This is a genomic window from Streptomyces sp. NPDC002324 (assembly GCF_053593335.1).
The window spans coordinates 45,875-65,322 of sequence record NZ_JBSFCF010000041.1 but is presented as its reverse complement, the minus strand read 5'-3'; the positions used below and the strand labels follow the sequence as shown (position 1 = coordinate 65,322).

General features: G+C 73.2%; 19 protein-coding genes. 12 read left to right on the top strand and 7 right to left on the bottom strand.

The features are described 5' to 3' along the window. Nucleotides 1-9: 9 nt before the first annotated feature. Complete coding sequence (locus ACWCRJ_RS36625; protein WP_450943330.1) at nucleotides 10-1,620, top strand: alpha/beta hydrolase; 1,611 nt, start codon at nucleotides 10-12, stop codon at nucleotides 1,618-1,620. A gap of 558 nt (nucleotides 1,621-2,178) precedes the next feature. Here the strand turns inward: ACWCRJ_RS36625 and ACWCRJ_RS36620 are convergent. Further along, complete coding sequence (locus ACWCRJ_RS36620) at nucleotides 2,179-3,144, bottom strand: pirin family protein (RefSeq protein WP_450943329.1); 966 nt, start codon at nucleotides 3,142-3,144, stop codon at nucleotides 2,179-2,181. Nucleotides 3,145-3,356: 212 nt separating this feature from the next. On the opposite strand from ACWCRJ_RS36620, the gene ACWCRJ_RS36615 reads away from it, so the two are divergent. Genes ACWCRJ_RS36615 through ACWCRJ_RS36605 form a run of 3 tightly spaced genes read left to right on the top strand, consistent with a single transcriptional unit; the run spans nucleotide 3,357 to nucleotide 4,713 of the window. After that, nucleotides 3,357-3,845 carry a MarR family winged helix-turn-helix transcriptional regulator gene (locus ACWCRJ_RS36615; RefSeq protein ID WP_450943328.1) on the top strand — a complete coding sequence of 163 codons (489 nt, stop codon included), beginning with the start codon at nucleotides 3,357-3,359 and terminating at the stop codon, nucleotides 3,843-3,845. Next, complete coding sequence (locus ACWCRJ_RS36610) at nucleotides 3,842-4,324, top strand: MarR family transcriptional regulator (protein ID WP_450943327.1); 483 nt, start codon at nucleotides 3,842-3,844, stop codon at nucleotides 4,322-4,324. Before ACWCRJ_RS36615 ends, ACWCRJ_RS36610 begins: the two co-directional genes overlap by 4 nt. Before the next feature lie 41 nt (nucleotides 4,325-4,365). After that, nucleotides 4,366-4,713, top strand: coding sequence for a tetratricopeptide repeat protein (locus ACWCRJ_RS36605; protein ID WP_450943326.1), 348 nt, complete (start codon nucleotides 4,366-4,368; stop codon nucleotides 4,711-4,713). 164 nt (nucleotides 4,714-4,877) lie between these two features. Here the strand turns inward: ACWCRJ_RS36605 and ACWCRJ_RS36600 are convergent, their stop codons facing one another. Continuing rightward, the gene (locus ACWCRJ_RS36600) at nucleotides 4,878-6,287 is read right to left on the bottom strand and encodes a PepSY-associated TM helix domain-containing protein (protein WP_450943325.1); all 1,410 of its coding nucleotides are present in this window, start codon (nucleotides 6,285-6,287) and stop codon (nucleotides 4,878-4,880) included. Nucleotides 6,288-6,496: 209 nt separating this feature from the next. Here ACWCRJ_RS36600 and ACWCRJ_RS36595 point away from each other — a divergent pair, with 209 nt between their 5' ends. Further along, on the top strand, nucleotides 6,497-7,153 hold the full coding sequence (locus ACWCRJ_RS36595) for a peptide deformylase (RefSeq protein ID WP_450943324.1): 657 nt from the start codon (nucleotides 6,497-6,499) through the stop codon (nucleotides 7,151-7,153). A 24-nt stretch (nucleotides 7,154-7,177) separates the two neighbouring features. Here the strand turns inward: ACWCRJ_RS36595 and ACWCRJ_RS36590 are convergent, their stop codons facing one another. After that, on the bottom strand, nucleotides 7,178-8,638 hold the full coding sequence (locus ACWCRJ_RS36590) for a dihydrolipoyl dehydrogenase family protein (protein ID WP_450943323.1): 1,461 nt from the start codon (nucleotides 8,636-8,638) through the stop codon (nucleotides 7,178-7,180). Between the two features lie 128 nt (nucleotides 8,639-8,766). On the opposite strand from ACWCRJ_RS36590, the gene trxA reads away from it, so the two are divergent. Then, nucleotides 8,767-9,153: a thioredoxin gene (gene trxA, locus ACWCRJ_RS36585; protein WP_028796869.1), complete on the top strand. Its 387-nt coding sequence runs from the start codon at nucleotides 8,767-8,769 to the stop codon at nucleotides 9,151-9,153. A gap of 9 nt (nucleotides 9,154-9,162) precedes the next feature. On the opposite strand, the gene ACWCRJ_RS36580 is transcribed toward trxA, so the two are convergent. Together ACWCRJ_RS36580 and ACWCRJ_RS36575 are read right to left on the bottom strand one after the other, a co-directional pair. Continuing rightward, nucleotides 9,163-10,353, bottom strand: coding sequence for a 4-hydroxybenzoate 3-monooxygenase (locus ACWCRJ_RS36580; RefSeq protein WP_450943322.1), 1,191 nt, complete (start codon nucleotides 10,351-10,353; stop codon nucleotides 9,163-9,165). Nucleotides 10,354-10,495: 142 nt separating this feature from the next. Next, nucleotides 10,496-11,530 carry a LacI family DNA-binding transcriptional regulator gene (locus tag ACWCRJ_RS36575; RefSeq protein ID WP_450943321.1) on the bottom strand — a complete coding sequence of 345 codons (1,035 nt, stop codon included), beginning with the start codon at nucleotides 11,528-11,530 and terminating at the stop codon, nucleotides 10,496-10,498. Nucleotides 11,531-12,229: 699 nt separating this feature from the next. Here ACWCRJ_RS36575 and ACWCRJ_RS36570 point away from each other — a divergent pair. From ACWCRJ_RS36570 to ACWCRJ_RS36545, 6 genes are all read left to right on the top strand, one after another. Continuing rightward, complete coding sequence (locus tag ACWCRJ_RS36570) at nucleotides 12,230-13,204, top strand: alpha/beta hydrolase (protein WP_450943320.1); 975 nt, start codon at nucleotides 12,230-12,232, stop codon at nucleotides 13,202-13,204. 130 nt (nucleotides 13,205-13,334) lie between these two features. Next, nucleotides 13,335-14,363, top strand: coding sequence for a helix-turn-helix domain-containing protein (locus ACWCRJ_RS36565; RefSeq protein WP_450943319.1), 1,029 nt, complete (start codon nucleotides 13,335-13,337; stop codon nucleotides 14,361-14,363). Between the two features lie 181 nt (nucleotides 14,364-14,544). Beyond that, on the top strand, nucleotides 14,545-15,969 hold the full coding sequence (locus ACWCRJ_RS36560; protein ID WP_450943318.1) for an amidase: 1,425 nt from the start codon (nucleotides 14,545-14,547) through the stop codon (nucleotides 15,967-15,969). A gap of 90 nt (nucleotides 15,970-16,059) precedes the next feature. Then, nucleotides 16,060-16,284: a hypothetical protein gene (locus ACWCRJ_RS36555; RefSeq protein ID WP_012999015.1), complete on the top strand. Its 225-nt coding sequence runs from the start codon at nucleotides 16,060-16,062 to the stop codon at nucleotides 16,282-16,284. 160 nt (nucleotides 16,285-16,444) lie between these two features. Further along, the gene (locus ACWCRJ_RS36550; protein WP_450943317.1) at nucleotides 16,445-17,863 is read left to right on the top strand and encodes a flotillin family protein; all 1,419 of its coding nucleotides are present in this window, start codon (nucleotides 16,445-16,447) and stop codon (nucleotides 17,861-17,863) included. Between the two features lie 92 nt (nucleotides 17,864-17,955). Further along, nucleotides 17,956-18,402: a type II toxin-antitoxin system PemK/MazF family toxin gene (locus ACWCRJ_RS36545; RefSeq protein WP_450943316.1), complete on the top strand. Its 447-nt coding sequence runs from the start codon at nucleotides 17,956-17,958 to the stop codon at nucleotides 18,400-18,402. 8 nt (nucleotides 18,403-18,410) lie between these two features. On the opposite strand, the gene ACWCRJ_RS36540 is transcribed toward ACWCRJ_RS36545, so the two are convergent. After that, a complete protein-coding gene (locus tag ACWCRJ_RS36540; protein WP_450943315.1) occupies nucleotides 18,411-19,250 on the bottom strand; it encodes a TIGR02452 family protein in 840 nt (279 codons plus the stop codon). Continuing rightward, on the bottom strand, nucleotides 19,247-19,429 hold the full coding sequence (locus ACWCRJ_RS36535) for a hypothetical protein (RefSeq protein WP_450943314.1): 183 nt from the start codon (nucleotides 19,427-19,429) through the stop codon (nucleotides 19,247-19,249). Before ACWCRJ_RS36535 ends, ACWCRJ_RS36540 begins: the two co-directional genes overlap by 4 nt. Nucleotides 19,430-19,448: the final 19 nt, after the last annotated feature.

Sequence of the window (19,448 nt, the reverse complement as noted above, 5' to 3'; positions counted from 1 at the left end):
GGAACGTCAGTGCCACTCAACCCCCCACTGACTCCACGTTCGAGAGGGCGCCGAAGACTGGCCGTCGGAGCCCTGGTCACCGCGCTGTTCGGCCAACTGCTCGCCGGCACCGCCGTCGCCGCCCCCACGGACACGGCACCCTCGGCCAAGACTCCGTCGCCCGGGCGCATAGCCTGGGAACCATGTGAATCACCCTCGGGCCAGGGCACTTTCGAGTGCGCCACCGTCGAGGTTCCCGTGGACTGGAAGCGCCCGCGCGGCGCCACCATCGACCTGGCCCTCGCCCGCCACCTGGCGACCGACCCCGAGCACCGCATCGGCTCGCTGCTGATCAACCCCGGTGGCCCGGGCGGCTCCGGCGTCGGCTTCGCTTTCAGCGCCCCCGAGTCCTTCTCGCCCGAACTGCTGGAGCGTTTCGACATCGTGGGCTTCGACCCCCGCGGCGTCGGCCTCAGCAACCCGGTGATGTGCGACGAGGACCGGGTGGCCGCACAGGGCGCGCTGCTCTACCCGGACAGCGCTTCGTCCTTCGCGGCCCTCCGTGAGGCGAACCGCGCGCTCGGCGAGAACTGCCGCGACCTCACCGGCCCGCTCGTCGACCACATGGACACCGCGAGCGTCATCCGCGACATGGAGGCGATCCGCGTCGGCCTCGACGAGAAGCGGATCAGCTACTACGGCGTCTCGTACGGGACCGGGATCGGCCAGCAGTACGCCGAGCGCTATCCGCACCGCGTCCGCGCGATGACGCTCGACTCCAACATGGACCACAGCCTGGACACGTGGAACTACCAGAGGACCGAAACCGTCGCGATGGAGGAGTCGTACGGCCAGTTCGCCGACTGGTGCGCCCGTACGCCGTCCTGTGTGCTCCACGACCGTGACGCCCGCGCCCTGTTCGACTCGCTCTACCAGCGCGCCGAGGCCGGTGAGCTGGTCCTGCCGGGCGACCCGCCCTACACCGTCACCACCCAGGATCTCCAGGGCGTCGCCTTCGGCTACATGTACGACCCGGCCACCTGGTTCGACTTCGCCCAGTTCCTCGCCGACACGGACGCCGCCGACCCCGCCGCGGGACAGACGCTCCGGCAGCGTGGCGAGCCGACCCCGTTCGGATATCTGCCGGTGATGTGCCAGGACTACGACTTCGACGTGTCCTCGTACGCCACCCTCGCCCGCTACGAGCGCAAGCTCGCCCGGCTTGCCCCCGTCACCCGGCTCAGCTCCCTCGCCTGGACCGACCTGACCGGCTGCCAGGACTGGCCGACCGAGGTGACCAACCCGCCGCACCGGCTCCGTGTCGACGGCACCCCGCCGATCCTGCTGACCAACAGCCGTTACGACGTGGCCACCCCACACTCCTGGGGCTCCAACGCGGCCCGTCAGATCGGCCGCGAGGCCGTGTTCCTCACATACGACGGTGCCGGCCACGGCGACTACTGGCTGAGCCCGTGCGCACGTGACGCCATCGACACCTACCTCATCACCCTCAAGGCCCCCCGCAAGGGCACCCACTGCCCCGCGGTCTGGCCGGCCGGGCCCTCCGCCCAGCGGCAGTCGCCGAGCGGTGGTCTCGTCAACCCGCTGCCCGACCTGCTGGGCGCAGGCACGCACCGGTGAGCGCCGCGACGCGGCCTGATCCGACACAGACCTGACCGAGAGGGCGCGGCCCTGGCCACCGGAGCCGCGCCCCCTCGCACGCGTCGGACGCCGCTCGTCCAGTCGTCGGCCACGCCGACCATCAGGCGGTCGGGCAGTTGGTCACCCCGAACGGCAGCCCGACACGGACACCGATCTACGTCCCGCCCGCGACTTCCGGCGAACCGGGTGTCGGAACATCAGCGAAGACCTCGACGGCAGCGACCAGGCCGGTCAGCTCCAGCGGCCCGCGCCCCTGTTCGTCGGGGCCCGCCAGCCGCGGCCTGCTCCCACCTGCCCCTGCCCGGCGCATCCCGTACACCAAGGTCCCAGACCCGGCGGAGTCCAGCAAAGTCAGCATTAGGTCAGCAAGAGTCCTGCCACAGTTGCCCACAGGCACGCACACTGTGGAATCGCCCAACCGCACCGGCTCGACCCAGCCGGCTGTTCAGACGCCTTCCGGTAGGCAGCTGGAAGGCAGTAGGAAATCCTCGACCGCCTTCCACCCAACGGTCAGCTAAGCTGACTCGTTCCCGCAGGTCAGCGCACCCTTCCCCGCGGTTTCAACGACACCCGCGGCAGTTCCGGTGCGGGCAGCGGATCCCCGTCGTACCCCTTCACCTCACCGAACCGCGACCCTTCCATCCAGTCCTGGCGCGCCTGCTCGATCTCCTCCTGCGACCGTCCGATCCAGTTCCAGAACATGATCAGCTCCTCCTCGAAGGGCTCGCCGCCGAGGAGCATGAGGGAGGCGTCCGAGTCGGCGCGCAGGGGGAGTTCGGTGCGGCCGCAGCCGAGGTAGAGCATCGAACCGGGGAGGACGGGGACGCCGTCGACGTGGGCCTCGCCGGCCATGGCGAGGACGGCGTACTCGAAGTCGGGTTCGAGCGGGAGGCGGACGTCCGCGCCGGGGGCCAGCGTGAGGTCGGCGCCGACGATCGGCGTGAAGGTCGTGCCGGGCGAGGTCGCGCCGTCCAGGGAGCCGAGGACGAGGGTGGCGCTCAGGCCGGCGGCCGTGACGACGGGCAGGTCGGCGTGGTGCTCGAAGCGCGGGTCGGTGTGGCGGTGGCTGTCCGGCAGCGCCACCCAGAGCTGGGCGCCGTGCAGGAAGCGGGCGTGCGATGTCGGGCTCTCCTCCGAGTGGCTGATGGCCCTCCCGGAGGTCATCAGGCCCAGTTCGCGCGGCCGGATCGTCTGCAGGCTGCCCGTGGAGTCACGGTGCAGCACCTCGCCCTGGTGCAGCCAACTGACCGTCTGCAGGCCCATGTGCGGGTGCGGCGGTACCTGCATACCGGGCTCGTCGGCGATGTCGTCCGGACCGTAGTGATCGACGAAGGCCCAGGCGCCCACCATGCGGCGGCCCAAGTTGGGCAGCAGCCGCCGCACCTCGGTGGACTCACCGAGCTTCACCCGGCGGGGGCTGAGTAGTTCACGTACCGGCTCGGCCACCACGAAGCCCCGGCCACCGCACACCGCGGGCACCGCCTCGCGATCAAGATTGCTCATGCTGCACAACCTAGACCCGTCCGGCTCCCTCCGTCAGCCGTCCCCCGTCAGCCAGCCCCGTCAGCTCCCCCGACAGCCGCCCGCCCGTCCCGGGACTCGCGCGGCGCATCGCACAGGGCTCGCACGACGCATCGCACGGGGCTTGCACGGCGCATGCACCGCCGCGCCGGGAAATAGTAGCCATGACTATAGTAGCCATGTACGGTATTTGGATGAGTTCGGATTTCAAGGGCGCCACGCCCGGTTTTCTCGTCTGGCGGCTGTCGGTGAAGTGGCGGGTCGCGGTGGATCGCGCGGTCGCTCCGCTGGGGCTGACGCACGCCCAGTACGCGCTGGTCGCGTCCTTGTACGGCATGCACCGGACCGGACAGCGGCCGAGCCAGCGGGAACTCGCGGACCACACCGGCCTGGAAGCCCTGTACGTCTCCAAACTGGCCCGCGCCCTGGAGAGCGCCGGGCTGCTGGAACGCGCCCGGGACCCCCGCGACCCCCGTGCCGTGCGATTGGCGCTCACCGAGCAGGGGCGCGACGTGACCCGGCGCGCGATCGAGGTGGTCCAGGGGCTGCTGCGACAGCTGCTGGAACCGCTCGGCGGCCTGGACTCCGCCCGCACCCACCAGTTCACCCGCGAGCTGACCACCCTGCTCGACGTACCGCTCACCCCTTCCATCGAGCACGCACACGACAAGGAGCAGTCATGACCACCACCGCACCCACCGTCGACGGCCGGGTCGTCGCCCTCGCCCACTACGCGAGCCGCGCGGTCCTGGAGCGCGTGCTGGCCGGCCACGGCCTGACGTTCCAGCAGTCGGTGGCCCTCCGGGTCTTCGCGGTCGCCGACGGACCCGTCGAACGGGACGGAGTCGTGCACCAGGTCGTCGGCTCCCTCAAGGTCGAGCCGGCCGACATACGGGCCGTCGTCGAGGAGTTGCTCTGCGCCGGTCTGGTGGAGACGGACCCGGAGCGACCGTCCCGCCTCAGGGTCACCGACGCCGGACGGGAGGCGTTCACCATGTCGGCTGCCGAGACCGCGCCCGTCTCCGCCCGGATCTACGCCGGCATCCCCACCGAGGACCTGCTGACCGCCGGTCGCGTCCTGACCCTCGTCACCGAGCGCGCCAACGCGGAACTCGCCGCCGCGAGGCCGGGTGCGGAAGCCGTAGGAAAGGCGGTGGAATAGTCACCGGCAGGCGGGGGTTGTGCGCCTCGAAGGAGGCACCGGTGAACACCACGTACTACGACCACGGAACACCCGCCGAGCGCTGGGAGCGCGCCCGGATGTTCTTCGACGCCAAGGACTACGCCGCCGCCGCACGTGTCCTCGGCCCGCTGGTCGAGGAGGTCCCGGAGCAGACCGGCCCCCGGCTGCTGCTGGCCCGCGCCTACTACCACTCGGCCCAACTACGCCGCGCCGAGGCCGAGTTGCGCCTCCTCGTCGAGCGGGACCCGGTGGAGCAGTACGCCCGGCTGATGCTGGGCCGCACGCTGGAGCGGCAGGCCCGCCACCGGGAGGCGGAGACCCACCTGCGGATCGCCTCGGCGCTCGCGGGCGACTTCGAGCGGCTGTAGACGGCGGAGGAGGCGGAGGCGTATCAGCACCACGAGGGGGCGCGTCCGGTCCGGACGCGCCCCCTCGCACCGCTTCGCCTCCCCGGGGAGGCCCGCGTCGATCCCGCCCGGCCGCCCTACTTCGCCTCCGCCCGGCCGCCGTACTTCGCCTCCGCCCGGCCGCCCTACTTCGCCTCCGCCCGGCCGCCGTACGACCGCTTGCCGCGCCGGTGCGCGATCTCGCCCAGGACGACGTCCACCGCGATGAACACGGCGAGCGGGATGCCGAGGAGAGGGACGAAGTAGCCGAGGACGGCGATGAGGGCGAGGGCCGGGACCAGGATCTGCGGCGGCACGTGCTGCCAGGCGCCGCGCGGGATCGGGCGGCCGAACGACGAGGCGCGGCCGCGCAGCCACCACATGCGGTAGCCCCAGAGGATCAGCACGACCAGGGAGGCCGCCAGGGCCATGAGGAGGAGCTGGTTCGCCAGCCCGAACAGCACGCCCGTGTGACCGTCGATGCCCCAGCGGGAGAGTTTGGCGAGGACGGGGAAGTCGGCGAACCGGAGCGTGTCGGTGACCTCGGCGGTCGCCGGGTCCACGGCCACCGCGTCCTGCTTGGTGGGCCAGCTGCGCTGGACCTGCTTGACCACGTACGTGGAGGACGCGTCGGCGGGCGGCACGATCTCCACCGGGTCGCCGAGGCCGTCGGCCCGCGCGGCGGCGAGGATCTTGTCCAGGTCGCCCTCGGGGGCGGCCCCTTCCTCCGCCGAGCCGCCGCCGTGATCCCCGTGGTCGCCCGCGGCGGCGGAGATCGCCGGGGTGGCCTGGTGGAGTTCGGTGCGCAGGACCTCGATGTTGGCGCCCGCGTAGGTCGACCAGGTCAGGCCGGTCGCCGAGAGGAAGAAGAACCCGGCGGCGGCCCAGACGCCGACCGTGCCGTGCAGGCCCAGCGTGCGGCGGCGGCCACTGGTGCCGCGCACCTTGCGCTGGGCGCGGCGGCGGGCGAACCAGAGCACGAGGCCACCGCCGGAGATGACCCACAGCCAGCTGGCGGCGAGTTCGCTGTACAGGCGGCCGGGTTCGCCGAGCTGGAGATTGGCGTGGAACTTGTCGATCCAGGTCCGCACCGGCAGTGCGCCGGTCGAGCCGTACTGCTCCAGGGCGCCGCGCACCTCCGCCGTGTACGGGTCGACGAACACCGCGAGCGCGTTGCCCTCGTCGATGCCCTCGACGCCCGTCAGCATCACCCGGGTCGTCGCGTCGTCCTCCGGAGAAGGGCGTACGGCGGAGAGGGTGCCCTCGGGGTGCTCCTTGCGGGCGGCGGCCACCTGCTCGGAGATCGGCAGCTTCGCGTCGCCCACCTCGGCGACGGTGGTCTGGTCCGCGTAGACGAACTTCTCGATCGAGAACGAGGCGGCGTACAGTCCGCCGGTCAGGGCGGCGACCAGCAGGAACGGGGCGACGAGGACGCCCGCGTAGAAGTGCAGCCGCAGCACGAGCGGCCGGAGCGAAGCCCAGCCCCTCGTGGCGCCGTCGGGCTTGGCGACGGGTTTCTGGGACTCGTCCGTCTCGGTCGAGGGGGCGATGGTCATCGGCGGGTGCTCCGGGATGCGGGGACGTCGTGGCGGTTCAGTAGTCGGACCGTGAGGGCTTCGAGTTCCCGGCACTTCGTGTGACGCGGGTCACATGCGCGGGCGCCACGTCGGTCGCCCGCCCGCCCGCCCGCTCGCGGGCGGGCGGGCGGGCGGGCCATCGAGTGAGCCGCCTCGCGTCGCACGACCCCGGTTGGCATCCTGGCCCGATGGCTTCTGAACGTGACCGCGCCGACTCCCGTCCCCTGAGCGACCGGGTCGAGGAACTCCTCGCCCACGAGGGGCCGCTGCCGATCGTCGCCGCGGGCGACCCGGTGCTGCGCCGCACCGCCGAGCCCTTCGACGGCCAGCTCGACCCGGGTCTCCTCGCCCGCTTCGTCGCCGCGCTGCGCGCCACCATGCACGCGGCGCCCGGCGTCGGTCTCGCCGCGCCCCAGGTCGGGGTGCCCCTGCGCATCGCGGTGATCGAGGACCCCGCGCCGGTCCCGGAGGAGGTACGGCTGACCCGGGGCCGGGTGCCGCAGCCGTTCCGGGTGCTGGTCAATCCCGTGTACGAGGCCGTGGGGCCATTCCGGGACGCGTTCTTCGAGGGCTGTCTGAGCGTGCCGGGCTGGCAGGCCGTGGTGGCGCGGCACGCCAAGGTGCGGCTCCGGGCGCTCGACGAGCGGGGGCGGGCGGTGGACGAGGAGTTCTCGGGGTGGCCGGCCCGGATCGTCCAGCACGAGACGGACCATCTGAACGGCACGCTCTACCTCGACCACGCCGAGCTGAGGTCCCTCTCCTCCAGCCAGGCGATGGCCGACCGCTGGAACGACCCGACCCCGGTCCGGGCCGCCCGGGCGCTGGGCTTCCTGCTGCCCGACTGAGCTGGGCGCCCGGACCCGGCCGGTTCAGCCCCGGTACGCCTCCAGCAGCCGCAGCCACACCTCGCTGATCGTCGGGTACGAGGGCACCGCGTGCCAGAGCCGGTCGACCGGGACCTCCCCGACGACGGCGACGGTGGCGGAGTGGATCAGCTCACCGACGGCGGGGCCGACGAAGGTGACGCCGCGCAGGATCTCGCGGTCCAGGTCGACGACCATGCGGGCGCGGCCCCGGTAGCCGTCGGCGTACAGGCCCGCCCCCGCGACGGAGGAGAACTCGACGTCGACCGCGCGGACGCGGTGACCGGCCTGTTCGGCCTCGGCGAGGGAGAGGCCGACGGCGGCGGCCTCGGGGTCGGTGAAGACGACCTGGGGGACGGCGGCGTGGTCGGCGGTGGCCGCGTGGGCGCCCCAGCGGTCGCTCTCCAGGAGCGGGACCCCGGCCGCGCGGGCGGCGACGGCGGCCCCGGCGATCCGGGCCTGGTACTTGCCCTGGTGGGTGAGGAGCGCCCGGTGGTTGACGTCCCCGACCGCGTACAGCCAGTCGCTGCCCGTCACCCGGAGACTGTCGTCCACCTCCAGCCACGAGCCGGACTCCAGGCCCACGGTGTCGAGGCCGAGGTCGTCGGTGCGCGGGGCGCGGCCGGTGGCGAAGAGGATCTCGTCGGCCTCCAGCCGGTCGCCGGTGTCCGTGCGGGCCACCACGGTCCCGTCCTCGCGGGACACCGCCGTCACCGACGTACCCGTCCGCACGTCGACGCCCGACTCGGCGAGCGCCTCGGCGATCAGTTCACCGGCGAAGGGCTCCATCCGGGGCAGCAGGCCCTTGCCGCGCACCAGGACGGTTACCTCGGAGCCGAGGGACCGCCAGGCGGTGGCCATCTCGACGGCCACGACACCGCCGCCGACGACGATCAGGCGGCCGGGGACCGTCTGCGCGCTGGTGGCCTCGCGACTGGTCCAGGGCTTGACCTGCGCGAGTTGCGGCAGGTCGGGCAGGAGGGCGCGGCTGCCGGTGGCGACGACCACCGCGTGGCGGGCGGTGAGGACCTGACGCCCGCCGTCGGGGGTCTCCACGACGACCCGGCGGGGTCCGGCCAGGCGCGCGTGGCCCCGGTACAGGACAGCCCCGACGCTCTCCAGCCAGCCGACCTGGCCGTCGTCCTTCCAGTGCGCGGTCTCGTAGTCGCGGTGGGCGAGCACCTCGGCGGTGTCCAGCGGGCCCTGGACGAGGTGGCGCAGGCCGGGTACGCGGCGGGCGTCGGCGCGGGCGATCGCGGGGCGCAGGAGGGCCTTGCTCGGCATGCACGCCCAGTACGAGCACTCGCCACCGACCAGTTCGCTCTCCACGATCGCCGTGGACAGGCCGGCCGCGCGGGTGCGGTCGGCGACGTTCTCTCCCACGGGTCCGGCACCGAGCACCACGACGTCGTACTCGGCCGGTGTCGCGTCGCCCGCTGTTCCTTCGGTGTTCTCCGTGTCCGTCATGGGGTCAGTCTGGTTGCTGGTGTGCGCGACGGCCAAACGGGTACGCGCGCGGAATACGCCGCCGCGGGGCGGCGTTGTCGAGTGCGGCTCGCCCCCGAGCACCGAGACCAGGAAGAGGGATGCACGCCATGAGCAGCACCGTGGAGCTGACCAAGGAGAACTTCGACCGGACGGTCACCGAGAACGAGTTCGTTCTGATCGACTTCTGGGCGTCCTGGTGCGGGCCTTGCCGGCAGTTCGCCCCGGTCTACGAGAAGGCCGCCGACGACAACCCGGACCTGGTGTTCGGCAAGGTGGACACCGAGGCCCAGCCGGAGCTGGCGCAGGCCTTCGGCATCCAGTCCATCCCGACGCTGATGATCGTCCGTGACCAGGTCGCCGTGTTCGCGCAGCCGGGCGCGCTGCCCGAGGCCGCGCTGACCGACGTCATCGGGCAGGCCCGGAAGCTGGACATGGACGAGGTCCGCAAGGCCGTCGCCGAGCAGCAGGCGCAGGTCGAGCAGAACGGCCAGTAGCCGGCCGTCTCACCAGGCCGGCGGCAGCCCCGTGTAGTGGGCTGCCAGTTCGGCGGCCGCCTGGCGGGAGGCGGTGATCCGGCGCAGCCCGGCGAGCTGGAGGCGGTGGTCGAAGGCGCCGCCGTCCGGCAGCGTGTGCAGCATCCTGGTCATGTCGTACGAGAAGCGGGTCGTCCGCCAGACCCGGTCGAGGCACACCTGTGAGTAACGGTCCAGGAGTTGTGCCGTTCCGTGGGTGTACAGCTCGACGAGGGCGCGGGCGACGGCGCACACCTCGTACACCCCGAGGTTGAGGCCCTCGGCGCCGGTGGGTGCCACGGTGTGGGCGGCTCCCCCGGCGAGCAGCAGCCGGCCGTGCCGCATCGGCTCGTGGACGTGACTGCGCATCGGGGTCACAGACTTGGCGGTGACCGGTCCGCGTTCCAGGGTCCGGTCGGCGTCGATGGCGAAGCGCGCGGCCAGTTCGTCCCATATACGTTCGTCGGGCCAGTCGGCGGGGTCGGTGCCGCTGGGAACCTGGAGGCAGAACCGGGACACCGACGGTGAGCACACGCTGTGCAGGGCGAACCCGTGGTCACCGCGCGCGTAGATCGACTCCTCGCGGGACGGCGGGACTTCGGCCAGGACGCCGAGCCAGGAGAACGGGTGCTCGTGCTCGTACACCCGGCGGGCCGAGGCCGGGAACACATGGCGGGAGATGCCGTGGAAGCCGTCGCAGCCGACCACCCACTCGCAGGACAGCTCCTCCTGGTACCCGTCGTGGACGAAGTGCACCACCGGCCGCTCGCCGAGCGGGCCCTCGACACCGATCGCCTCCGCCTGGAACAACAGCGTCGGCCCGTCCGCGAGTTGGAGGGCGACGAGGTCGTTCACGATCTCCGCCCGGGGATAGATCGTGACGGTACGGCCGTCGGTGAGGGCCGGGAGGTCGAGGCGGTGCCGTTCGCGGTCGAAGCGCAGTTCGATGCCGTGCTGGACCACACCCTCGCTCTCCAGGCGCGCGGCGGCCCCGCACGCGCGCAGCGCGTCGACGGTGCCCTGCTCCAGCACACCTCCGGCCGACGGCACCACCGGCCGCCGCTCCACGTGCGCGCGGGTCCGGCTCTCCAGGACCACGCAGTCGATGTCCGCCCGGTGCAGCAGCCGGGCGAGGAGGAGCCCGGCGGGGCCCGCTCCGATGATGCCGACCTTCGTGCGCATGACGCGCCTCCCGAGGCGGGCGGTCCGTCCCGCCCTGTCCGCCCAGCCTCGCCCGTTCGGCCCCGCCCGTCCAGCCGTGTCCGTACGGCCGTGTGCGTTCAGCCCTGCCCGCTCGGCCGTGTGTGCGTTCAGCCGTGTGCGTTCAGCTCGATTCGCGGTGGACGATCCTCGCGCCCAGGACGTCGTGGGTGGTGGGGACCGAGGCGGGGTCGCGCACCACGCGGTCGACCAGTTCCGCGAGGTGGCGTCCGGACGGCAGCTCCAGGTGGACGGTGCTCAGGCGGGGCCGCAACAGCCGGCCGAGCATCAGGTCGTCGGCCCCGACCACGGCCGTCTCCCCGGGGATGCCGATGCCTTCGTCCTGGAGGGCCCGCATCACCAGCATCGCGTACTCGTCGTTGTACGCGAACACCGCGTCCAGCCCGAGCGAGCGCCAGTCGCGGGCGAGCCGGGCGGCGGCCGCCTCGTCGTAGGCGAGCGGCAGCTCGGTGACCGTGGCCTCGGTGCCCTGCACCGCGCGTCGTACGCCGGCCAGGCGGGGCTGGGAGAAGACCCCGAAGCCGGGCTCGTCGGGCACCACGACACCGATGCGGCGGCGGCCGCTCTCGACCAGGTGCCGGCCGGCGCTGTGGCCGACGCCCGCGTGGTCCAGGATCAACGCGTGGGCGCCCTCGACGGGTTCGGGGGTGAGGGTGACGACGGCCTTGGCGCCGGAGCGCTTGAGCACGGCCACGCCCTGCGGGCCGAGACCGACGCCGGGCATGATGACCGCGACCGGGCGCAGTTCGGCCCAGGCGCGGGCGGCGTCGTCGCCGCGCAGCCCTAGGCCGCCGTGCTGCACGACGGTGTAGTCGAGTCGGCTGAGGGCCCACTGGATCTCGTTGATGAACTGGCTGTAGAGCGGCCCGATGGGAACGTTCGGGGTGGGCATCAGCACCAGGCGGCTGTGGCCGGCGCGCAGGCTGCGGGCCGCCGCGTGGGGTACGTAGCCGAGTTCCTTGGCGGCCTCGTGGACCCGGCGACGGGTCGGCTCGCTGATGCGGACGGCGCTGGTGTTGTTCAGGACGTAGCTGACCGTCGCACGTGAGACACCCGCGAGACGTGCCACGTCGGCGCTCGTGGGCACGGATCGCTGCAGGGGCGAGGGCGGGGCGGGCTCTTTCGGTATCTGCACCATGAGGAGGGCATCCTTGCAGAAGTGGTGAAGGTCGTTCCGGCCGGGGGACCGTCGGCCGTGCGGGGGCTGGGGGTCGGACCACCGATCTTTGTGGCTGGGCAGTTTGGCGAATGTGTTCGAAATCTGTTCAATCGGGCGGCCATTTCACGCCACCTCCACATGAGTACGTGCGCGGGGACTCCACACGCACGTTTGGCCTGCTTTCCGCACCGGACCGGAGTGCGGGCGGACGGCCCGGGTCCCGTCCCCCGGCGGCCTCGTGACGAGACGTCACATCGGGGTTCCGTCGGTGACGGGGTCCGATCCGCTGTTCGGGGTCGGCGGCGGGTGAGCGGTCGCGTGCCTGGCCAGGCCGTGCGACCGGCTCGCGCGGGGGCACGCGCGCGCAGGTCCCCGCCGTCGGTACGGCGACCGCCCGCCGGGGGCACGGCACGGGGTGCCGACACGCGAAAGCTATGGCGTGAACTGTGTGCTCGACGCGGGTGCGTACGCGGGCGCCGCGCCCGCCGGCCGTGCCGCTCCGGGCGACCAGCGGACCACCCGCCGGATGGCGGACAACCACCGCCGTACGACGGCGTCCGCGCGCTTGCCGCGGCGCTCATCATCGCGGTACGAACCGTTGGCACACGTCGCGGTACGCCCCGTCGGCAACGCGTCGCGGTGCGCGCCGTGGATGCGGAACCCGCACGAGGAGAAGCCATGACCATGACCCCGCCCCCGTTCGATCCGGAGCTCGCGGCGGCCCTGGAGGCGATCAAGGACCTGGTGCCGCGCGGGCTGACCATGGAGGACATCCCGGCGATGCGCCAGGGGCCCGGCATCGCGCTGATGGCCCAGCTGGACCTCACCATGGACGGTTTCTTCGAGGTCGAGGACCGGCTGGTGCCGGGGCCCGAGGGGGAGCCGGAGATCTCGCTGCTCATCTGCCGCCCGGCCGCGCCCGCGACACCGGGTCCGCTGCCGGTGATCTACCACGTCCACGGCGGCGGCATGATCGTCGGCAACAACCGGGTCGGTGTGGACGCGCCTCTGGCCTGGGCTCGGGAGCTGGGCGCGGTCGTGGTGTCCGTGGAGTACCGGCTGGCCCCCGAGCATCCGCATCCGGCGCCCGTCGAGGACGTCTACGCGGGTCTGCTGTGGACCGCCGGGCACGCGGACGAGATCGGGGGCGACGCCGAGCGGATCGTCATCGCGGGGGCGAGTGCGGGTGGCGGACTGACCGCCGCACTGGCCTTGCTCACGCGGGACCGGAAGGGCCCCCGGCCGATCGGGCAGGTGCTGCTGTGCCCGATGCTCGACGACCGCAACGACACGCCGTCCGCCCACCAGATGGCGGGGCGGGGGGTGTGGGACCGGACGGCCAACGAGACGGGGTGGACGGCGTTGCTCGGGGAGCGGCGGGGTGGGGCCGATGTGTCCCCCTACGCGGCGCCGGCGCGGGCGGAGGATCTGAGCGGGTTGCCTCCGGCGTTTCTGGATGTGGGGTCGGCGGAGACGTTCCGGGACGAGGTCGTCGCGTACGCGTCCCGGTTGTGGCAGGCGGGCGGGGTCGCGGAGCTGCATGTGTGGCCCGGGGGGTTCCACGGGTTCGACGGGTTCGCGCCTCAGGCGGCGGTGTCGCGGGAGTGCCGGGAGGCGCATGTGCGGTGGGTTCGGCGGTTGCTCGGGGAGTGAGTGGGCCCGGGAGCGGGGGGGGCGAAGCCCCTGCTCCTCAGGGGCGCGGGGAACTGCGCGGCCGGCCCCCACCGGGCCCGCGGACGAACGCCCCTCCCCGCCGGCGGAGACATGTCGCACTATGAGGGGTATGAAAGAGCTGGCGGGGCGGTTGACCGCGGTGGATCCGGATGCGGGGGCCGCCGTGCGGGTCATCGCGTACTTCGACACGCTGGCCGAGGCGCGGGCCGGTCTGGAGGCGATGGTGCGGGGCGCGGCCGTGCTGGCCGGGTGTCCCGCGCGGCTCGTCGACGCGGAGCGGCACGTGCGGGTGCGGGTGGAGCCCGACGGGCGGCGCCACGACAGCGAGGTTCCGCCGGACCCGGCCTGGCCCTCCGCCGCGCTCGTGCCGGACGGTGTGCCCGCGCTGTGGCTGGAGCGGGCCGGGGGCGGTGAGCCGAGCGTGGTGGACGCCGTCATCCTGGAGCGGGCCGCCGGTGCGCTCCGGGTGGTGCTGGACCGGACCCGGGGCCGGGCGCCCCTCTCCCCCGCCGACGACCCGGCACTCGTGGAGACGGTCCTCGACCCCACCGCCACCGAGCAGGCCCGCCTGCGTGCCGCCCGGCGCCTCGGCCTCGACCCCGACGATCCCACCACCCTGGCGCGAGCCCTCGCCCCGCTGGGCGGCCGGCCCCGCATCCTGCGCGTGCGCGCGGCCCGGGTCGGCGAGGAGGGGCTGCCCGCCGGGCGGGTCGGTGTCGGGCCCGCGGTGTCCGTGCAGGAGCTGCCCGAGTCGTGGGCCGGCGCGCGGACCGCGTTGCGGTTCACCGCCGAGGGCACCGCGCAGGACCCCGGTGAGCGTGTGGTCCACGCCGACGACCTCGGCGCGCTCGCCCTCCTCGCCCAGCTGGTCGCACCGGGGGCGGAACCTCCGCCGGACGTACGGGATCTGGAGCGGGCCGCGGCCGACTCGCCCTGGATGCTCGCCACGCTCCACGCGGTCGCCACGACGGCGAGCCTGCGGGCGGCGGCCACCGGCGTCAACGTCCACCACTCCACCCTCCAGGACCGCCTGACCCACGCGGAGGCCCTCCTCGGCTGGCCCGTCCGCACACCACGGGGCCGGCTACGGCTCCACCTGGCCCTCACGCTGCGGCACCTGGCCCGCGGCGGCGGCTGAGCGGGCCTCGCGCCGCACCACCCCCGACGCACCACCCCCGACGCTCCTCGCCCGCCCGCCCCGCGCCCCCGGCGCGCACGCACGAATCGCCGCCCTCGTCAGGCAAGTCGTCCGCTCTGTACCGTCGCGCCCGCGCGGACGTTACCGTTCGGTAGAAATGCTGCTTCCGGAGGTGTTCCGTATGGGTGTCGACCGTGCGCCGGGTCTCGTGGAGTGTGCTCGCGCGCTGGCCGCCGGGGAGGTGACGTCGCGGGCGCTCGTGGAGCGGACGCTCGCCCGCATCGAGGCGAGCCAGACGACCGTGAACGCGTTCCGGCGGGTGCGGGCCGAGGCGGCGCTCATGGAGGCCGACGCGGCGGACAAGGAGCTGGCGGAGGGCGGACGGCGACCGCTGCTCGGCGTGCCGGTGGCCGTGAAGGACGACATGGACGTGGCGGGCGAACCGACCGCGTTCGGCTGCCGGGGTGAGTTCCCCTCGCTGCCGGAGGACGGCGAGGCCGTACGGCGGCTGCGCGCGGCCGGGGCGATCGTCGTCGGCAAGACCAACACGTGCGAGCTGGGACAGTGGCCGTTCACCGAGGGGCCCGCCTTCGGGGCCACCCGCAACCCCTGGCACCCGGACCACACCCCGGGCGGCTCCTCCGGCGGTTCCGCGGCGGCCGTGGCCGCGGGGATCGTCCCGGCCGCGCTGGGCTCGGACGGCGCCGGATCGGTGCGCATCCCCGCCTCCTGGACGCATCTCATCGGCATCAAGCCCCAGCGCGGCCGTATCTCGACCTGGCCGCACGCGGAGTCCTTCCAGGGCATCACCGTCAACGGCACCCTCGCCCGCACGGTCGCCGACGCCGCCCTCCTGCTGGACGCGGCGAGCGGCAACCACGAGGGCGACCTGCACCGGCCGCCCGCCGTCAACGCCTCCGAGGCCGTCGGCCGGGATCCGGGGCGGCTCCGGATCGCCCTGTCCCTGAAGCCGCCGTTCACCGCGCTGCCCGCGCGGCTCGACCCCCGGGTACGGGAACGGGTGCGGGCCGTGGCGGAGCGGCTCGCCGCGCTCGGGCATGTGGTGGAGGAGGCGGAACCCCGGTACGGGCAGATCGGGCTGACCTTCATCCCGCGCGCCACCGCGGGCATCGCCGAACGGGTCGGCGCCGTCGCCGAGCAGGGCCTCCTCGACCGGCGCACCCTCGACGCCGCCCGCCTCGGCCGGCTGCTCGGCGGGGCGCCCCTGCGGCTGGCACGCCGCGCCGAGGTCCCGCTGCACCGGCGGATCGGTGCGCTGTTCCAGTCGTACGACGTGCTGCTGGCGCCGACGACCGCCGCCCCGCCGCCGCGCATCGGCTCCATGCTGAACCTCGGCGGGCTCGGCACCGACCGCGCGATGATCGCGGCCTGCCCCTATGCGTGGCCGTGGAACGTGCTGGGCTGGCCCGGCGTGAACGTCCCCGCGGGGTTCGTGGACGACGGGCTGCCGGTGGGCGCGCAGTTGCTCGGCCCGGCGAACAGCGAGCCCCTTCTGCTGTCGCTGGCCGCGCAGTTGGAGGCGGACCAGCGCTGGCACGAACAGTGGCCGCCGCGGCGGAGCACCGCGGACTCCCCGGCGGTGTAGGCGGGTTGGGCAGGTCGGGCGCGGGCGGGCGGGTTGGGCAGGTCGGGCGCGGGCGGGCGGGTTCGGCGCCCGCGCTCCGACCCGTACGCTGTGACCATGGACGAAGCGTCGATGGTCGGGCTGATGGGACGGGTGACCGGTGCGGTCGGTCCCGGGCTCGTCGGCGAGGTGATCGTCCGGGTACGGGGCGGCGCCGAGCACTTTCTCGCGTACCCCGCCTCCGCGAAGGACCGGATCGCGCCGGGGACGCTCGTGATGGTGATGGAGTACCTGCCGCCGCGCACGGTGTACGTGTCGGCGGCGTACGACAGTTGACGGCTCGTCGGGTCCTGCGAAGGCTCTGTGTCGGTCTTCGGGAACCGGTTCGCATCAGGACTGCAACAACGGTCCCTCCCTCTCTGTACCACCGCCGGACCACGCGGGACACTCCCGACGTTCGGTGCCGATAGGGCACCTGGCCAAAGGGGGTGGGCCGATGTTCGTCGGCCTCATCGCGGGGGCGGCCGTAGCCGTCGTTGTCGTACTGATCAGTATCTTCAAGCTCATGTGGCGCGTCGCCGAGCCGAACGAGGCTCTGATCATCTCCGGCTCCAAGCACAAGATGGAAGGCCTGACGGAGGGCATGAACTTCCGTATCGTCACCGGGCGCGGCACCCTCGTGCTGCCCGGTATGCAGGCGGTGCGCAAGCTCTCGCTCGATCTGAACCAGACCGAGCTGGCCGTGGAGTGCGTGACCTTCCAGGGCATTCCGCTGAAGATCCGGGGCGTCGTCATCTTCAAGGTGGGCGACGACTTCGTGTCCATCGCCAACGCGGCCCGCCGCTTCCTCGGCCAGCAGAAGCGGGTCTCGGAGCGGGTGCACAACGTGTTCGCCGGTCATCTCCGTTCCATCGTGGGCGGGTTGACGGTCGAGGACATGATCCGCGACCGCGAGAAGCTGACCGGCCAGACCCGGGCCGCGTGCGGGACGGAGATGGAGAAACTGGGTCTGATCGTCGACTCGCTGCAGATCCACGAGATCGAGGACCCGACCGGTTACATCAAGAACATGGCGATGCCGCACGCGGCGGCCGTCCAGCGGGACGCCCGTATCGCGCAGGCCGAGGCCAACCGGCTCGCCACCGAGGCCGAGCAGCAGGCCGCGGCGCGCATGGCGGAGGCCACCCGGGACAGCGAGATCCTCCAGGCCGGCTACCAGGCCGAGCGGGACAACGCCTCGGCGAAGGCCAAGCAGGCCGGCCCCCTCGCGGAGGCCGCCGCCCTGCAGGAGGTCGTCGTGCAGGAGACCCGCGTCGCGGAACTGGCGGCGGCCCGGCGCGAGCAGCAGCTCCAGGCCGACGTCCGCAAGCCTGCCGACGCCAAGGCCTACGAGAAACGGACTCTCGCCGAGGCCGAGCGCGACGCCCGTATCTCCGCCGCGCAGGCCAAGGCCAAGGAGACCGAGCTGGCGGCCGCCGCCGAGGCGACCGCGACCCAGCTGACCGGTGAGGCGGAGGCCGCCGCCCGGCAGGCCAAGGGGATCGCCGCCGCCGAGGCCACGCGCGCGAAGGGGCTCGCCGAGGCCGAGGGCATCAAGGCGCGGGCCGCCGCGCTGGCCGAGAACCAGGAGGCGGTGATCGCGCAGCAACTGGCCGAGCAGTGGCCGGAGATCGTGCAGGCGGGCGCCTCCGCCTTCGGCAACGTCGACAACATGGTGCTGCTCAACGGGGCCGACGGCATGGCGGACATGTTCGCCAAGGCACTCACGATGGGCGGGACCGGGCTGGGGCTGGCCCGGCAGTTGCTGTCCTCGATGAACCAGAACGGGGTGCCCGCCGGCGGCCCGTCCGGGGTCAACGGGGTGCCCGTGGAGAAGCCGGCCGTGGAGAAGGTGCAGGTCGACAGGGAGTCGTAACCCCGGGGCTCTCGTGTGTTCGTGGTCGCCCGCGCCCGTTTCCCGCGCCCCTTTCGGGGTGCGGGAAACGGGCGCGGGCTAGCGTGACCCCCGTGACTTCCTTCGCTGATCAAGAAGTGCCGGGGCGCTACGGGCCCACCGCCACCACCGAGGCCGATCCCCGTGACGTCGGGCGCGTGCGGACCGAGTACTCGCCCGCGTACGACGGGGACCCCGATCCCGGCGAGATCGTCTGGACGTGGGTGCCGTTCGAGGAGAACGACGGGCGGGGGAAGGACCGGCCCGTGCTCGTGGTGGCCCGGGAGGCACCAGGGACGCTGCTCGCCGTGCAGTTGTCCAGCAAGCGGCACGACGGGGACCGGGAGTGGGTGCCGATCGGGAGCGGGCCGTGGGACCGGTCGGGGCGGGATTCCTGGGTGGATGTGGACCGGGTGCTGCGGCTGCACGAGACGGGGATGCGGCGGGAGGCCTGTGCGCTGGACCGGATGCGGTTCAACTCCGTCGTGCACCGGCTGCGCGAGCGGTACGGGTGGCGGTAGGCGGCCCCTCAGGAGCCGGTGGCGAACTCCCGCTCGAAGGCGCCGCGGACCACCGCGCCCTTCGTGCGGTCCAGCACCCCGAACACCACGTGCGCGAAGGTTCCCTCGAACCTGCCGCCGTCCCTGAGCAGGGCCCGGAACGCGGCCGCCACCTGGGCCGGGTCGTTGCCGAACACCCCGCAGCCCCAGGCGCCCAGGACCAGTCGGCGGTAGCCGTGCGCCGCCGCCGTCTCCAGGATACGTTCCGCGCGGGTGGCAAGGGCTTGGGGCAGCTCGGCGGCGCGCTCCGGGGCCGTACGCAGGACGACGGAGGCGTTCGGGGCCGCGGAGGTCAGGAAGCCGGTGGTGTACGGGGCGTCGAGGAGGGTGCCGCGGTCGTCCCGGAAGACGGGTACGGCGGGTGAGTGGATGACGCGGTCCGTGTAGAACGGGTCGCGGTGGGCGCGGTGGTGGGCGTAGAAGGCGGGAGCCTCGCGGACGCAGGTGTAGAGCGCGGAGGCCCGGCAGAGGGCTTCCTCCTGGGCCTGGGCGCCGTTCAGATAGCCGCCGCCGGGGTTGCGGGCGGAGGAGAAGTTGAGGACGGCCACCGGGGCGGTGTCGGCCGCCGTCAGCCGGTGGGCGGCTTCCAGGCTACTCTCGCCCGTGACCTCGACGGTGGCCCCGACGGCCGAGCGCACCGGGCCGGCCCGCGGTGTGCTCACCGGGCCGGGGCCGTACAGGCGGGTCGCGGCCCGTGCGGCCGCCACCTCGTCCGCGATGGACACCCGGCGGCCGGAGGGCGCGCGATAGTGCCCGGCCGCGACGATGTCCTCGGTCTCGCGTGCGATTCCCCGCAGGCGGGCGCTCACGCCGCCACCCCCGCGTGCGGCGCGGACGCCCACTTTTCCCCCGTCGTGCTCATGGGCGCATCCTGGGCGATGCTGGTGAAGCGCCGCAACGGAATTTCCTCGTGTGAATGGCCCGGTACCGGAAAGGGAAGGGGTTCCTGAAGATCCCGGAAACGGAGATCGCCGATCCGCATTGCCACGATGTGCCCCCTTGTGCGA